This is a genomic window from Streptomyces sp. NA02950 (assembly GCF_013364155.1).
In the GTDB taxonomy this organism is placed as follows: Bacteria; Actinomycetota; Actinomycetes; order Streptomycetales; family Streptomycetaceae; genus Streptomyces.
This window is the reverse complement of sequence record NZ_CP054916.1, coordinates 8,603,319-8,619,243: the sequence shown is the minus strand read 5'-3', so window position 1 is coordinate 8,619,243 and position 15,925 is coordinate 8,603,319. Positions and strand designations below refer to the sequence as shown.

At 71.7% G+C, this 15,925-nt stretch carries 12 protein-coding genes; 4 read left to right on the top strand and 8 right to left on the bottom strand.

What is annotated here, in order from left to right; translation table 11 throughout:
* Nucleotides 1–59: 59 nt before the first annotated feature.
* The 3 genes from HUT19_RS36975 to HUT19_RS36965 all read right to left on the bottom strand — a co-directional run bounded on the left by HUT19_RS36975 (nt 60) and on the right by HUT19_RS36965 (nt 4,726).
* Nucleotides 60–2,243 (bottom strand): 3-hydroxyacyl-CoA dehydrogenase NAD-binding domain-containing protein, encoded by a 2,184-nt coding sequence (locus tag HUT19_RS36975; protein WP_217712325.1) that lies wholly within the window; start codon nt 2,241–2,243, stop codon nt 60–62.
* A gap of 67 nt (nt 2,244–2,310) precedes the next feature.
* Nucleotides 2,311–3,516 carry an acetyl-CoA C-acetyltransferase gene (locus HUT19_RS36970; RefSeq protein WP_176185020.1) on the bottom strand — a complete coding sequence of 402 codons (1,206 nt, stop codon included), beginning with the start codon at nt 3,514–3,516 and terminating at the stop codon, nt 2,311–2,313.
* A gap of 61 nt (nt 3,517–3,577) precedes the next feature.
* Nucleotides 3,578–4,726, bottom strand: a complete 1,149-nt coding sequence (locus HUT19_RS36965) for a CaiB/BaiF CoA-transferase family protein (protein ID WP_176185018.1) — start codon at nt 4,724–4,726, stop codon at nt 3,578–3,580.
* A 498-nt stretch (nt 4,727–5,224) separates the two neighbouring features.
* On the opposite strand from HUT19_RS36965, the gene fabG reads away from it, so the two are divergent.
* Together fabG and HUT19_RS36955 are read left to right on the top strand one after the other, a co-directional pair.
* On the top strand, nt 5,225–5,986 hold the full coding sequence (gene fabG, locus HUT19_RS36960; protein WP_176185016.1) for a 3-oxoacyl-ACP reductase FabG: 762 nt from the start codon (nt 5,225–5,227) through the stop codon (nt 5,984–5,986).
* A 59-nt stretch (nt 5,987–6,045) separates the two neighbouring features.
* Nucleotides 6,046–7,953, top strand: coding sequence for a long-chain fatty acid--CoA ligase (locus HUT19_RS36955; protein WP_176185014.1), 1,908 nt, complete (start codon nt 6,046–6,048; stop codon nt 7,951–7,953).
* Between the two features lie 84 nt (nt 7,954–8,037).
* Here HUT19_RS36955 and HUT19_RS36950 read toward each other — a convergent pair whose 3' ends face one another.
* From HUT19_RS36950 to HUT19_RS36930, 5 genes are all read right to left on the bottom strand, one after another.
* A complete protein-coding gene (locus tag HUT19_RS36950; RefSeq protein ID WP_176185012.1) occupies nt 8,038–9,180 on the bottom strand; it encodes a serine hydrolase in 1,143 nt (380 codons plus the stop codon).
* A 171-nt stretch (nt 9,181–9,351) separates the two neighbouring features.
* On the bottom strand, nt 9,352–10,941 hold the full coding sequence (locus HUT19_RS36945) for a cation acetate symporter (protein ID WP_176185009.1): 1,590 nt from the start codon (nt 10,939–10,941) through the stop codon (nt 9,352–9,354).
* Nucleotides 10,938–11,210: a hypothetical protein gene (locus HUT19_RS36940; RefSeq protein ID WP_176185007.1), complete on the bottom strand. Its 273-nt coding sequence runs from the start codon at nt 11,208–11,210 to the stop codon at nt 10,938–10,940. The genes HUT19_RS36945 and HUT19_RS36940 overlap by 4 nt, the downstream gene beginning before the upstream one ends.
* 499 nt (nt 11,211–11,709) lie before the next feature.
* Complete coding sequence (locus tag HUT19_RS36935) at nt 11,710–13,020, bottom strand: CdaR family transcriptional regulator (protein WP_176185004.1); 1,311 nt, start codon at nt 13,018–13,020, stop codon at nt 11,710–11,712.
* A gap of 297 nt (nt 13,021–13,317) precedes the next feature.
* A complete protein-coding gene (locus HUT19_RS36930) occupies nt 13,318–13,764 on the bottom strand; it encodes a spore-associated protein A (protein WP_176185002.1) in 447 nt (148 codons plus the stop codon).
* A 217-nt stretch (nt 13,765–13,981) separates the two neighbouring features.
* Here HUT19_RS36930 and HUT19_RS36925 point away from each other — a divergent pair, with 217 nt between their 5' ends.
* Nucleotides 13,982–14,830 carry a lytic polysaccharide monooxygenase gene (locus tag HUT19_RS36925; RefSeq protein WP_176185000.1) on the top strand — a complete coding sequence of 283 codons (849 nt, stop codon included), beginning with the start codon at nt 13,982–13,984 and terminating at the stop codon, nt 14,828–14,830.
* 190 nt (nt 14,831–15,020) lie between these two features.
* Nucleotides 15,021–15,917: an endonuclease/exonuclease/phosphatase family protein gene (locus HUT19_RS36920; RefSeq protein ID WP_176184998.1), complete on the top strand. Its 897-nt coding sequence runs from the start codon at nt 15,021–15,023 to the stop codon at nt 15,915–15,917.
* The last annotated feature ends 8 nt before the right edge of the window (nt 15,918–15,925 follow it).

Genomic DNA, 15,925 nt, shown 5'->3' with positions numbered 1-15,925 from the left:
GGTGCGCTGCTTCGCCAGCACCGCACCCGGGCTCCCTCACTCACCCGCGCGGTGAGGCGTCACTCGTAGAACGCACCGCGTTCGGCCCGCTCCACCAGGGAGGCCGGGGGCTGGAACCGCTCTCCGTAGCGTTCCGCCAGTTCACGGGCGCGGGCGACAAATCCGGCCGGACCGCCCTCGTACTGGTTGACGTACTGGAGCACACCGCCGGTCCAGGCGGGGAAGCCGATGCCGAGGATCGATCCGACGTTGGCGTCCGGCACCGAGCGCAGCACCCCCTCGTCCAGGCACTTCACCGATTCGAGCGCCTCGACGAAGAGCATCCGCTCCACCATGTCGATCAGCGGGATATCGGCCGTACCGGCCCCGAAGGCGTCGGCCAGACCCGGCCACAGCCGCACCCGCCTGCCGTCGGCGTACTCGTGGAAACCGGCTCCCTCGAGGCGGCCGGGCCGCCCGAACTCGTCCACCATGCGGTCGATGACATCGTAGGCGGGCTGGTGGGGCAGGGTGCGGCCGTCGGCCGCGTAGCCTTCGATGGCCTCCTGGCGCACCTTCTGCGACAGCTTCATGTTGAGTTCGTCGCACAGGGCCAGCGGCGCGGTGGGGTATCCGGCCTGGAGCCCGGCCTGCTCCACGGAGGCCGGGGCGGCCCCCTCGGCGATCAGGTTGAGCGATTCGTTGAGGAAGGTGCCGATCACCCGGCTGGTGAAGAAGCCACGGCTGTCACCGGCCACGATCGGGGTCTTGCCGAGCTGGCGGGCGATGTCGTACGCCTTGGCCAGGGTGGCGTCGGTGGTCTTCGCACCGACGATGATCTCCAGCAGGGCCATCTTGTCCACCGGGGAGAAGAAGTGCAGCCCGATGAAGTCCTCCGGGCGGCCCACCCCCTGCGCGAGACCGGTGATGGGGAGGGTGGAGGTGTTCGAGCCGAGCACGGCGCCGGGCGCCAGACGCGGTTCGACCTCGGCGAAGACCTTCTTCTTCAGCTCGGCGTTCTCGAAGACCGCCTCGATGACCAGATCGGCCCCGGCGGCGTCCCCGGCCCGCGCGGTGGGGGTGATCCGGCCCAGGACCGCGGTGCGCTCGCTCTCTCCGATCCCGCCCCGCTCCACGGCCTTGTCCAGGATCTTCCGCGAGTACGCCTTGCCGCGCTCGGCCGCCTCGAGGTCGACGTCCTTGAGGACCACGTCCATACCGGCCTTGGCACAGCAGTAGGCGATGCCCGCGCCCATCATTCCGGCGCCCAGGACCACCGCCTTGCGGGCCTGGTGGCGGGGGTGGCCGTCGGGGCGGCCGCCGCCCTTGGCGATGTGCTCGGAGTCGAAGTGGAACGCCTTGATCATGTTCGACGAGATCTGGCCGCAGGCCAGTTCGGCGAGATAGCGGGTCTCGATGGCGAGCGCGGTGTCCACGTCCACCTGGGTGCCCTCGACCGCCGCGGCCAGGATGTGGTGCGGGGCGTCCATCGGGGTGCCGCGGCCGCGGTTGCGGACGGTGGCCGAGAACGGCACCACGACCTGGGAGAGGAAGGTGTGTGAGGTGGCGGCGCCGCCGGGGATGCGGTAGCCCTCGACGTCCCACGGCTGCGCCGACTCCGGGTGGTCCAGGATCCAGCGGCGGGCCTGGCCGAGCATGTCCTCGGGCGAGGCGGCCACCACATCGACCAGCCCGTGCCGCTGGGCGTCGCGGGGCGGGAACAGACGGCCCGTCAGCACGATGTCAACCAGCGCCTTGTGCAGGCCCAGCATGCGCACCGTGCGGGTCAGTCCGCCGGCGCCGGGCAGCAGCCCGAGGGTCACCTCGGGCAGGCCGATCACACTGCCCTCGGCGTCCAGGGCGATCCGGTGGTGGCAGGCCAGGGCCACCTCCAGGCCACCGCCGATGGCCGCGCCGTTGACGGCTGCCACCACGGGCTTGCCGAGGGTTTCCAGCCGACGCAGCAGCCCCTTCAACTCATCGGAGACGCGGGCGAGTTCGGGGACCCGCTCAGGAGCGGTGCGGCGCAGCACGGTCAGATCGGCACCCGCGAAGAAACTGCGCTTGGCGGAGGTGAGGATCACACCCGTCACCGACGCGCGCTCGGCCTCCAGCCGCTCCACGGTGCTCTGCAGCGACGCGGTGAAGGAGGTGTTCATGAGGTTCACCGAGTTCGCCGGGTCGTCCATGGTGAGGACGACGATGCCGTCCTCGTCGCGGTCCCAGCGGATCATGGTGTCGGTCGTTTCGGCCCTGTCGGTCATAGGAGGTGTCCTGTTCGTTCGCGGGTCGCGCGGGCGGAGGGGAGGTCGGGAAGGGGGTGGGCGGCGGTCACAGCCGCTCGATGACGGTGGCGATGCCCATGCCACCGCCGATGCACAGCGTCACCAGGGCGCGGCGGGCGTCACGGCGTTCCAGCTCGTCGACGACGGTGCCGACGAGCATGGCGCCGGTCGCGCCCATCGGGTGGCCCATGGCGATGGCGCCGCCGTTGACGTTGACCTTCTCCATCGGCAGATCGAGCTCCTTGACGAACGTCAACACCACCGAGGCGAACGCCTCGTTCAGCTCGAAGAGATCGATGTCGTCCACGGTGAGACCGGCCAGGTCGAGCACCTTGCGGGTGGCCGGGGCCGGGCCGGTGAGCATGATGAGCGGGTCGGTGCCGGTGAGGGCGGCGGCCACGATCCGGGCACGCGGGGTCAGGCCGAGTCCGGCGCCCGCCCGTTCGCTGCCGACCAGGACCAGGGAGGCGCCGTCGACGATGCCGGAGGAGTTTCCGGCGGTGTGCACATGGTCGATCCGCTCCACCCAGTGGTACCGCTGGAGGGCGATCGGGTCGTAGAGGGCGCCGGGCTCGGCGAACGAGGGCCGCAGGCTGCCGAGCCCGGCGAGAGTGGTCTCCGGGCGGACCAGCTCGTCGTGGTCCAGGACCGGGACGCCGTGGTCCACCACCGGGACGACCGACTTGGCGAAGTAGCCGCCGGACCAGGCGGCCGCGGCGCGCTGCTGGGACCGGAGCGCGTAGGCGTCCACATCCTCGCGGCTGAAGCCCTCCACGGTGGCGATGAGGTCGGCGCTGACGCCCTGGGGGACGAACGCGCCCTTGCGGCTGGTCTCCGGGTCGAACGCCCAGGCGCCGCCGTCGGCGCCCATGGGCACCCGGGACATCGACTCCACTCCCCCGGCCATGATCAGGCTGTCCCAGCCCGAACGCACCCGCGCGGCAGCGGTGTTGACCGCCTCCAGGCCCGAGGAGCAGTAGCGGTTGAGCTGGACTCCGCAGACGGTGTCGGGCAGCCCGGCGGCCAGCGCCGCGGTCTTGGCGATGTTGCCGCCCTGGTCGCCGACGGGCATGACCGAGCCCAGGACGATGTCGTCGATCGCGGCCGGGTCGAGACCGGAGTGGCGGCCGAGCAGTTCGTCGATGAGCCCGGTGAGCAGGGTGATCGGCTTGGTGCCATGGAGCGAGCCGCTCTTCTTGCCGCGTCCGCGCGGGGTGCGGATCGCCTCGTAGATGAATGCTTCGGTGGTCACAGCGAGTCCTTTGCCTGGGATCCGGATGTACTCGAAGGTGGTCTGCGGTGGGGTGCGGCGGTCAGCGCGGGCCGTCCGGGGCGGCGACCGCTCCGGTGGCCAGGAGGTCCGCGATCTCCTCGGGGGCGTAGCCGTATTCGGTGAGCACGGCCCTGGTGGCCTCACCGGGCCGGGCGGCGCGGGTCGGCGGCGCACAGGGCGTACCGGCGAACCGGGGCGCGGGCGCGTGCTGGAGCAGCCCTTCGTGGGACACGAAGCTGCCGCGGGCCATGTGGTGCGGGTGGTACGGGACTTCGTCCAGCGTCAGGACGGGCGCGAAGCACGCCTCCACCCCGTCGAACACCCGGCACCACTCGTCACGGGTGCGCTGCCGGATCACCCCGGCGATCCGTTTCTTGTACTCCGGCCACCGGGTGGGCTCGTACGGCTCGGGGAAGTCGGCCGGATCGAAGCCGAGGGTCCGCAGCATCACCTGCTGGAACCGCGGTTCGACGGCACCGAAGGACACATGGCGGCCGTCGACGGTCTCGTAGGTGTCGTAGAAGTGCGCACCGCCGTCGAGCCAGTTGGTGCCCGGCCGGGGCGACCAGCCGCCCTGCTGGGACAGCGCGTAGAAGACGCCCATCAGCTGGGCCACGCCGTCGGTCATCGCCGCGTCCACCACCTGGCCGCGGCCGGTGGTGGTGCGGGACTGGAGCGCGGCGAGGACCCCGACGGCCAGCAGCATGCCTCCGCCGCCGAAGTCGGCGAGCAGGTTCAGCGGGATCACCGGACCGCTGCCGGGCCGCCCGATGGCCGCCAGCGCACCTGAGAGCGCAACGTAGTTGATGTCGTGTCCGGCGGCCTGGGCGAGCGGTCCGTCCTGGCCCCAGCCGGTCATCCGGCCGTAGACCAGCCGCGGATTGTGCTCCAGACAGGCGTCGGGGCCCAGCCCGAGGCGTTCCATGACACCGGGGCGGAAGCCCTCGACGAGCACATCGGCGTGGCCGATCAGCCGCATCGCCACCGCGGCGCCCCGCGGATGTTTGAGGTCGGCGGCCACCGAACGGCGGCTGCGGCCCAGGATCACATCGTCGAAGTCCTTGCCCACCTGGGCCGGGCGGTCGATCCGCACGACCTGGGCGCCGAGGTCGGCCAGCACCGTCGCACCGAACGGACCGGGCCCCTGGGCACCGATTTCGACTACCTTCAGGCCGGTCAACGGCCCCATGTTCGCCTCCTTGCGCCGCACCGCCGGGGCACACCCCACCGCGGTCGGCACGGTGGGGGCCGCGGGGTGCGGAGGACAGTGGATCTCCGTGCCGGCCGGGGTCGCGGGGACACGGGTGGGAAGCGACCGCGGATCCGGCGGGGCTGCCCGGCCGGTGCGCCGCACGGCGTACCGGAGGTCGGGGGGCGTGGTGGCCGGAGGGATCCCGCGGTGGGTGACCGCCCGCTCGGCGGGCGCCGCTGAGCTCAGTGTTACGAGCCGGCAGCCACGATGTCCAGCGGTCCGAGGCGCCCGGTGGCCGGACCAGTGGTCCTACGGATTCGCGGCCCCGGCGGCGGACGTTGGATGGCGGAAGCGTCAACGGTGCCGCCCAGGGTGACGGCGCCACCGTCGAGGCGACGGGCCCTCGGTACGCCGGGCCGGCAGGCCGTGCGTACCGGGCCGAACGCAACCGACACGTCGCTTCGCAGCGACACACCGCTTCGCAGGAGGAACACCATGCCGGACTCCCCCCGCCGGGTCGCCGTCGTCACCGGTGCCGCCCGTGGCATCGGCGCCGCCACGGCCAGACGACTGGCCGCCGACGGTATGGCGGTCGCGGTCTGGGACCTGGACGGCACCGCGTGCGCGTCCGTGGCGGACGAGATCACCGAGGCCGGAGGCACGGCCCTGGCGGTCACGGCGGACGTCTCCGACAGCGCACAGGTGGAGGCGGCCGTCAGCCGGGTGGCGACCGAGCTGGGCCCTCCGGTGGTCCTGGTCAACAACGCGGGGGTGCTGCGCGACAACCTGCTGTTCAAGATGTCCGAGCCGGACTGGGAGACGGTGATGGGCGTCCATCTGCGCGGCGCCTTCCTGGTGACCCGCGCGGCCCAGCGGTACATGACCGAGCAGCGCTGGGGGCGGGTGGTCAATCTGTCCTCGACCTCCGCCCTGGGCAACCGCGGTCAGGCCAACTACTCGGCCGCCAAGGCGGGTCTCCAGGGCTTCACCAAGACCCTCGCCGTCGAGCTGGGCACGTTCGGCGTCACGGCCAACGCGGTGGCCCCGGGTTTCGTGGACACCGAGATGACCCGGGCGACCGTGGCCCGGGTGGGCATGGACTTCGAGGAGGTGCGGCGGCAGATGTGCGAGCGGATCCCGGTGGCCAGGATCGGTCGGCCGGAGGACATCGCACACGCCGTGTCGTTCCTGACGGGTGAGGACGCGGGGTATGTCTCCGGGCAGGTCCTCTATGTCTCGGGCGGCCCTCAGGGATGAGAGCGCCGGGTCCGCGCACCACCGGCGCACCGCGCCGCCCACCCTTCTGAGAGGTGACCGTGAATCATCCACCGTCCATCGACAACCGCCCGGTCTCCCTCGCCCACTTCTTCCTCTCCCGGGTGCGGACGACCCCCGACGCGGAGGCGTACCGCTTCCCGGTCCCCGCCGCGCCGGGAGCGGAAGAGGAGTGGCACTCGCTGACCTGGGCGCACACCGGAGCACGCGCGGCGGCGATCGCCGCCGGGCTGATGTCCCTGGGCATCCGTCCGCAGGAGCGGGTGGGGATCGTCTCCGGAACCCGGGTGGAGTGGATCCTGGCCGATCTGGGGGTGATGTGCGCCGGTGCGGCGACCACCACCGTGTACCCCACCACCGACGCCGACGAGACCGCGTACATCCTCGCGGACTCCGGGAGCCGGGTGCTGTTCGCGGAGGACGCCGGACAGCTGGCCAAGGTGGTGCGGCACCGCGCCGAGCTGCCCGAGCTCACCGCCGTGGTCACCTTCGAACCGGTGGACGCGGCGTCGGCCGGGGGTACGGACGACGCCGACGGGCCGGAGGTGCTCTCGCTGGCCGAACTGGAACGACGGGGTACGGAGCGCTTGCGCGAGCGGCCGGACGCCGTGGAGGAGACGGTGGCGAAGATCGACCGGGAGGACCTCGCCACCCTCATCTACACCTCGGGCACCACCGGACGCCCCAAAGGGGTGCGGCTGGCCCACGACTGCTGGTCGTTCCAGGCGCAGTCCGCGCTCGGACTCGGTCTGCTGTCGCGGGAGGACCTGGAGTTCGCCTGGCTGCCGATGGCACACGCCTTCGGCAAGAATCTGCTCTGCGCGCAGATCGCGGTCGGCTATCCGCTGGCGGTGGACGGCCGGCTGGAGCGGCTTCCGGCCAATCTCCGGCTGCTGCGGCCGACGGTGATGGCCGCGGTCCCCCGGGTCTTCGAGAAGATCTACAACTCGCTGGCCACCGAGGCCCGCCGGATGGGCGGGACCAAGCAGCGGATCTTCGACTGGGCGGCGCGGGTGGCCCGGGACTACACCCGTGCCGCACAGGCCAAGGGCGCCGAGTGCGGGCAGGGCATGGAGAGCGGCAAGACGCTGGTGCCGTTCTGGCTCTCGGTGCAGCATGTGATCGCCGACCGGCTGGTCTACGCGGGAGTGCGGGAGGTCTTCGGCGGCCGGATCCGCGGCTGCACCAGCGGCAGCGCCCCGCTCGCCCCCGACATCGGGCTGTTCTTCTGCGGTGCGGGCATCCCGATCCTGGAGGGGTACGGGCTCACCGAGTCCTCGTGCGGTGCCTCGATGAGCCTGCTGGAGTACCGCACGGGTGTGGCGGGCCGTCCGCTGCCCGGGGTCGAGGTGCGGGTCGCGGACAGCGGCGAGATCCTGATGCGCGGTCCGAACATCATGCGCGGCTATCACCACCTCCCGGAGAAGACCGCCGAGGTCCTGGACTCCGACGGCTGGTTCCACACCGGCGATCTGGGCGAGCTGACCGAGGACGGCTATCTGCGGATCACCGGCCGGATCAAGGAGCTGATCAAGACCTCCGGCGGTAAGTACGTGGCACCGCTGGAGATCGAGAGCCGGCTCAAGGGCGCCTGTCCCTTCATCAGCAATGTGGTGGTCGTGGGCGACCACCGCCACTACTGCACCGCTCTGATCACCCTGGACGAACCGACGCTGACGGCCTGGGCGCGGGAGCGGGGTCTGACCGATCCGACCTACGCCGGGCTGTGCGGCTCACCGGAGGTACGGGCGCTGGTGGCGGGCTATGTGGACGGGGTCAACGCGGGGCTCCAGCGCTGGCAGACCATCAAGAGGTTCACGGTGCTGCCCCGCGACTTCGACCAGGCGCGCGGCGAGGTGACACCCAGTATGAAGGTGCGCAGGCCCCAGGTGCAGCGCAGCTTCGCCGCGGAGATCGACGCCATGTACGAGGAGACCCACCACTCCTGAGCCCCTTTCCTGAGGTCCTTCTGGACGCCGACGGTGGCCGTGCGGTTCTCCGCACGGCCACCGTGGTGTTGCCGGACCGGGGATTCAGCTCGCGAGGGACCCGTAGACGGTGGCCAGCAGCGTCATACAGCGGTCGTTGGTGACCGCGCCCTCGTCCACCATGCGGTTGGGAACGTAGGAGAAGGCCATCCGGGCGTCGAGGTCGACCACACAGCCGGAACCGCCCGCGCCGCCCCAGAAGCCCGCGCGCGGGTTGGGCGAGAGCGGGAACGCCTCGGTGGGCAGCGCGAAGCCGAGGCCCCAGCGCACCGGGAACTGGAGGATGAGGTCGAGGCCGTCGGTGCGGGTGCGGAAGACGGAGTCACAGGTGGCCTCCGACAGCAGCCGCACTCCGCGGGCCTCGCCGCCGTTCGCCAGGACGGACTGGAGCGCGGCGATCGACTCGGCGTTGCCCTGGCCGCCGAAGGCGGGGAGTTCGGCCTCACGCCATTCGGGGGTCCAGGCGACCTTGTGGCCGGTTTCGAATATCGGCGGATTGTTGAGCGCCTGCGCCATGGGGTGTGCCATGTCGATTCCGCCCGCGATGCGCGGCGGCGGAATCACCGGGGAGATCCGGTGGTGCTGCTCCCGCTCCAGCCCGAAGTGGAAGTCCGCGCCGAGCGGTCCGGCTATCTCCTCGTCCAGAAAGCGGCCTATGGTCACTCCGGTGATCCGGCGGATGACCTCGCCGATGAGATGGCCCTGGGTGTAGCCGTGATAGCCGCTGGCGCTGCCGGGCTTCCAGCGCGGGGTCTGCCCGGCCAGCAGTGAGGTCGACTTCTCCCAGTCGTAGACGTCCTCGAACGACACCTTCTCGTCCCAGGCGGGGAGTCCGGCGGAGTGCGCGAGCAAGTGCTCGACCAGCACGTCTTCCTTTCCGGACTGGGCGAACTCCGGCCAGTAGCGGGCGACCGGGGCGCCCAGGTCCAGTTCCCCGCGGTCGGCGAGGACCAGCGCGCACAGCACGGCGACCGTTTTGCTGCTGGAGAAGACATTGGTGAGGGTCTGCCGTTCCCAGGGCCGGGTGCGATCGGCGTCGAAATGGCCGCCCCAGAGATTGATCACGGGTTCGCCATCCAGGTACAGGGCAACGGAGGCGCCCACATCCGTGCCATTCTCCAGATTTTCCTGGAACACCTTCTTGACAGCCGTGAAACGCTCGTCGCACGAGCCGTGAATTTCGGTCATGGCGGCCAATGTAGATCCCTCCCGTGCCCTCGACACCGGCCTCAGCCTGGTATTTCCGAATGGGAGTACCCCTTACTCACCAGGGCTTACCAGGACCGCGGGGCGGCACGGGAGCGGCACGAAGGACCGCACGGGGGCCGGCCGGCCTCGGTTCGGCCGGCCCCCGTACGGTCAGCCCGGGTGCGCGGCGAAGGGCGCCGGGTCCGATGCGGGCCGCTGCTCATGGCGCGGCCGCCGCCCGAAGCGGGAACCGGCCCAGCCGAGCGCGAAGCCCGCGGGGATGGTGACCAGGCCGGGGTTGTACAGCGGGAACCAGTGGAAGTCGCGGTCCGGGAAGACGGCGAGCGGGGTGCCGGAGACCGACGGGGAGAAGGTCATGGTGACCACGGTCAGGACCAGTCCGCCGTACAGCGACCAGCGCAGTCCGGTGGCGGTGAACCCGGACCACATCGTCCCGTAGAACAGCGCGGGCAGCAGGGCCGAGGCGGCGGCCGCGAAGGTGAAGGAGATCAGCACCTGCCGGTTCCAGTCCTGGGTCACCACGGCCAGGATGACGGCCAGCACCCCGACGGCCACGATCGCCGTACGGGCGGCGGCGAGCTCCCGGTCCGGGGAGAGCCTCCCCCGGAAGACGACCTTGGCGAGGCCGTCGTGGGCGAGGGAGGCCGCGGCGGCCAGGGTGAGCCCGGCGACCGCCGCCAGGGTGGTGACGATGACCGCGCAGCCGACGATGGAGAAGAGCAGACTGCGGTGGGCCGACTCGGTCCCGGGGTCGAGTGCGCGGGCCAGCACCAGCAGGGTGTTGGTGCCCGTGGGGTCGGCGGTGCGCAGCCCCGCTCCGCCGACGATGGCGGCGGCCCCGGCACCGGCGATCACGATCAGCACCAGGAGGGCGGTGACGGCGCCGACCGCCCAGGTGGTGGCGGCCCGGGCGGCCCGCAGCCCGCGGATCGGATGGAGCCGCATGGTGATGTGGGGCATACAGCTGGCGCCCAGGGCGATGGTCAGCTGCACGCTGAGGACGTCCAGCCGCCCGGCGGCGGAGTCGCCGTACTGGCGGCCGGACTGCCAGAAGGTGCTGCCGAAGCCGCTGGCGTCCGCGGCGGATCCGAAGAGGCTGACCGGGTTCCAGGAGAACCGCTTGAGCACCAGCACGGCGAGCAGGATGAACGCGGTGAACAGCACGAAGGTCTTCACGATCTGGATGAAACCGGTGCCCTTCATCCCGCCGAGCGCGGCGTAGCAGACCATGAGCGATCCGATGAAGACGGTGCAGCCGGTGACCGCGGCCCTGCCGGGGATGCCGAGCATCAGGGCCATCATCGACCCCGCGCCGTTCAGCTGGACCAGCAGCAGGGGCAGGGTGACCACCACACAGACCACGGCGGTGTTGATCCGGGCGGGGCGTTCGCTCAGCCGCTCCGAGAGTACGTCGCCCAGGGTGAACCGGCCGTGGCCGCACAGCGGACCGGCCATCACCAGCATGAACATCAGAATCGAGAGCACGGTGGAGGAGGCGATGAGCACCCCGTCGAACCCCGCCAGCGCGATGGTGCCGGTGGTGCCGAGCACGGTGGCGGCGGAGACGTAGTCGCCCGCGATGGCCAGGCCGTTCTGCATCGGGCTGAGCCCACCGGTGCCGAGGTAGAACTCGGTGGGGTCGTCATTGCCGGTGGCCGCGAGGATGCACAGCAGGAAGGACACCGCGATGAAGCAGGCGAAGAGCACAAACGCCAGGGTTCTCGGGTCGAGGAAGCTCATCGCTCGGCCTCCCCGTCGGTGACGGACTGCCGCTGGGTCCGGGCCAGCACGGTGAGCAGCACCGTCGCGTCCAGGGCGACCAGCAGGGCGCCCAGGGTGAAACCGCCGCTCTCGCCGATGTCGACCACACCCTCGGCGGTGCAGTTGACCACCACGGCCGCCACATGACAGGTGAGGGCGGCACAGGCGGCCCGCGCCGTCCAGGGCCACGGCCGCTGCCAGGGCGTGCGCCGGGCGGAGCGGGACACCGTCGGGAGGTGGGTCGGCATCGGGGGCACAGGGGGTGCCGAGCCCTCGGCACGGGCCGAGGGCTCGGCAGATGCCGGGAATGCGGCCGGTGCCGGGGGTGTGGCCGTAATTCCCGACATGGCATAGATGGCGGGCATCGCCTGCCGGGCGGACACCGCCGTCCTCGCGGGCGGCGGAGGCATGGCGGGGCGCCCTGACGCGGTACGACCTGCCGGCGCCGCATGACGTCCGGGCGCGGCCGCGGGGGTGCGCAGCGGACGGGGCCTCACGGGCGGCGCCCAGGGCTGATCGTGATCGGACATGTCGTTGGCTCCTCCTGGGGGTCCCGTCCCGGTAACCGGGGGGACGGGACCGCCACGACAGCAGCTCACCAGGGATCTCGTACACCCCGGCGCCCAACCGCGTGGCAGGGGCACATGATCCACGCCGAGTGATTGTGCACGCCCACATCGCCGCCGGTGGCGGGGGCACATCGGGGCTCGGCGGCCGGTGCGGGGACCGCGCGGCGGCGGGGTTGGATCAGACGCTCAGCAGCCGGTGCGCGGACAGCGCCAGGGACAACTCCACGACGTCGCGCGGGCGGTCCAGTGAGCGCCCGGTCAACTGCTCATAGCGGCGCAGCCGGTTGAGCACGGTGTTGCGGTGGCAGAACAGCAGTTCACCGGCGCGGCGGGCCGATCCGTCCGCCTCCAGCCAGACGGCCAGGGTGGCCAGCAGTACGTCCCGGTCGGCCGGTTCGAGGGCGAGGACGGGTCCGAGCATGCGCGCGGCGAGGGCGGAACCCAGCTCCGGGGCCGAGACCACCAGCGCCTCCGGGTAGTGGTCCTCCAGCAGCGCCGCCTGCCCGATGCCCGGGCAGGCGCGCAGGGCCGTATCGGCGAGCCGGCGTGCCGTGTTCACCGCGGCGAGGCCGGTCACCCCGGGGCTGACCCCGGCCCGGCCGCCCGGCGGCACCACCAGATCGCGCGCCAGCTGCGACGGGCTGGTCTCCGCGCCCAGCAGCACGATGGCGTAGGCGGCGCCCTCCCGGGTGTGCCACACCGTACGGCTGCCGCCGTACACCTCCGGCGGACGCGGGGCGCGGGGCGATGAGTCGGTGCCCTCCAGTGCCACGACCACATAGCGTCCCTGCTCGGGAAGGCCGAGGACGGCCTCCGCCTCCGGGAAGTCGCTCACCCGGGCGGTGCCGTCGAGCAGCGCAGCGACGATGATGCGGTAGCGGTTCTCGCGGTGCCAGGCGAGCTGCCGCCCGACCTCGTGGTACGCCTCGGCGACGAGGGTGCAGTGCTCGTCGACGAAGTTCCAGACGTCGGCCGCGACATGGACCAGTGCCCGGGCGCCGTCCGGATCGTCGCGCGAGGCGGTGTCCAGGAGGTGTTCCCAGACGACCGTGCAGCCGATGCGGAACGCGTGCAGCAGAGCGTCCAGCGGAAAGCCCTGGGCGGCGCGGTCGGCGCCGATCCGCCAGGACACCGAGCGGGCCGCCTCCCGGGTCTCCTTGGGATTCAGCAGCGAACGGACGTTGTTGCTCAGCGAGTCGTGGACCTCGCGCCACAGCTCGTGCGGATCGACGCAGGCGGCCCGGTAGGCGGGCTCCCGCTCCTTCATCAGCGCCACGATCCGGTCCGTCAGCCGCGGCAGTTCGTCGACCATCACCCGGGTGGTGCGGTGCAGCAGCGCGATGGTCTCCGCGTCGGCCCGTGACCGGATCGGCGGGCGGGCGGCGGGCATCCGGGGCAGGGCCCGGACCCGGTCGGTGGACAGGCGGGGAGCGGGGCGTCCCACGGCGGGGACGGAGGGGCGTGGGCCGGAGACGGTGACTGGGTGCATGACGTTCCTCCACCTGTGACGTGCAGTGCCGCTCAGCGCGGCATGGTGAGGCAGCGACCCGCTCCATGGCCGGAACCTCACCGCTATTGCACCATCGGCATACCACCTGGTCGGTGTCTTCCGCCATTTCGTTACGGGTCCGCCGCCCTGCCCCCACTACCGATCATGGACCGCCGCGCGTGAACGCCCCTCCCCTTCCCACACCCCCTTCTCCCATCGGCGGCGCGGACGGCGACGGCGGGGACACCGTGGAGGGTGCCCCCGCCGCTGTCCCGGTGAGGTGCCACCGGGCCCGGATCACCAGCCCTTGGTGACGCGGTACGCCTTCAGCGAGCCGCAGTTCGAGCCGTAGGTCCAGGTGGACTGGTTGTCGATGCCACCGGCCCAGTCGACGCACTTGCCGCGCCCGTAGGTGTAGACCGGCCCGGCGTACGAGCGGTACAGGCCACTGTCCTCGACCGACTCGGAGGCGCCCTGTGCGTAGAGGTAGGCGAACATCGAAACCGGTGAACCCGCGCTGTTGCGCACGGTGACCACGCAGTTCTTGCCCTTGGCGGAGTTGTAGGTGAGGAAGACGGTGCCCTTCGACCCGATCGGCGCCGAGTTCACCACCTTGTAGCCGCTTCCACAGGCCCCGTTGTACGCGGCCCTGGTGGCGGCTGACGCCTGCGGGGCGAGGGCCGCGGTGCCGGCGACGGCGGACGCCAGGACGGCGGTTGCGGCGATACCTCGAGAAATCTTCATTTATCCCCCTTGTCTCCTAGACGCTATTTGCGTCTGAACAAGTGACATATGGGGGCCGAAGAAGGTTGTACTGCCTTGAACCGCTTCTCCGTTCGGCCCATGACCCAGCGCGGCCGCAGCCCCGTTCCGGAATGAACGCCGCGCCCCCGCGCCGCGTACCGGAGAGGGAGGCGGGCCCCGGCCCCGCCGTGAACCGGAGCCTGGAGGGCCGTATCGGATGACCTCGTACCGCACCACCGCCGCGGCCGCCCTGCTCGGGGCCGCCCCCTGTCTGCTGACGGCGCTGGCCGCCGGGCCCGCCGCGGCGCACGGCGCCCCCACGGACCCCGTCAGCCGGACGGTGGCCTGCTCCCCCGAGGGCGGTGAGGACGCGCGGTCGGCCGCGTGCGAGGCGGCGGGCAAGGTCAACGGCCCCGACGCGGAACACTGGGACAATCTGCGCATCGCGGGGGTGAACGGCAAGGACCGGCAGAGGATCCCGGACGGAAAGCTGTGCAGCGCGGGGCTCGACGCCTACAAGGGTCTCGATCTGCCGCGCGACGACTGGCCGTCCACCCGGCTGACCGCCGGGAAGGACCTCACGCTCACCTACCGGTCGACCATCCCCCACACCGGGACCTTCGAGCTGCATCTCACCAAGCGGGGCTATGACCCGAAGCAGCCGCTCACCTGGTCGGATCTGGAGGCGAAGCCGTTCGCGAAGGCCACCGACCCGACGCTGGAGGACAACGCGTACCGGATCAAGGCGAAGCTGCCGGCCGACCGGACGGGGCGTCAGGTGCTCTACACGATCTGGCGCAACACCAGTACGCCTGACACCTACTACTCCTGTTCGGACGTGGTGCTGACGGCATCCGACGACGAGAAGAACCCACAGGCGAAGCAGCCTCCGCGGGACCGGGCAACCCCGGGGGACCGGCAGACGCCCGCCGCCCGGGCCGCGGCCGTCGGTGGCGACGGCGGCGATGACTCCACCACCCCGGTGCTGATGGCGAGCGGGGCCGCGGTGCTGGTCCTCGGCGCGGGGGTCGCGGCGACCGTACGGCGGCGACGGCCCAGCCGTTGAACCGCCCGGCGCGGCGGGCGGCTTCGCGCCCGTCCGGGGCCCCGGACGGCTCCGGACCGCTCCGGCCGATCCGCGCCCCTTGAGGCCGTCGGCGCGTGGTCGTACGTTCCCCCACACGGTCCCCGCAGGACACTCCGCCCACACCGTGCGGCCCGAGACTGAAGGGTGACCGCCGGACCTTGGAGGAGCCATGCCCGCACCTGTGTTCAGCCGCCGTCACGGCATGCGTGCCGCGGCCGCCACCGCCCTCGTGCTCCCGCTCGTCGCCCAGGCCCAGGACGCCGCCGCGGACGCCCCCTCGGGCGAACGTCCGCGGCTGACCGCCATGACCTTCAACCTGCGCTACGCCTCCGACACCGAACCCAACTCCTGGGCCCAGCGCCGCCCCGCCATGCGCGAACTGCTGCGCCGGGCCAGGCCCCAGCTGCTCGGCACCCAGGAGGGGCTGTACGGGCAACTGCGCGACATCGCCCACGACCTCGGACCGCGCTACGCCTGGCTCGGCACCGGGCGTGCGGGCGGCAGCCGGGACGAGTTCATGGCCGTCTTCCACGACGCCGACCGTCTGGAGCCGCTGGAGTACGACCACTTCTGGCTCTCCGACACTCCGTATGTGATCGGGTCGAACACCTGGGGCGGTGCGGTGGTCCGCATGGTCACCTGGGTCCGCTTCCTCGACCGGGCCACCGACCGGCAGTTCTACGCCCTCAACACCCATCTGGACCACCGCAGTCAGCACGCCAGGGAGCGCGCCGCCGCGCTGATCACCGAACGGCTGCACGGGCTCGACACGACCCTGCCCCGCGTGGTCACCGGGGACTTCAACGTGGCCGCCCACGGCGATCCGGTCTACGACGCGATGCTCGACGGCGGGGCGCTGGTCGACACCTGGGACACCGCCGAGCGGCGCAGCAAGCAGTACGCCACCTTCCACGGCTACGGTCCGCTGGTGCCCGACGGGGACCGGATCGACTGGATCCTGACCTCGCCGGGGGTGCGCACCCGCCACGCCGTCATCGACACCTACTCCCGCGACGGCCAGTTCCCCAGCGACCATCTGCCGGTGCGGGCGGTGCTGGAGCTGTGACCGGGCCG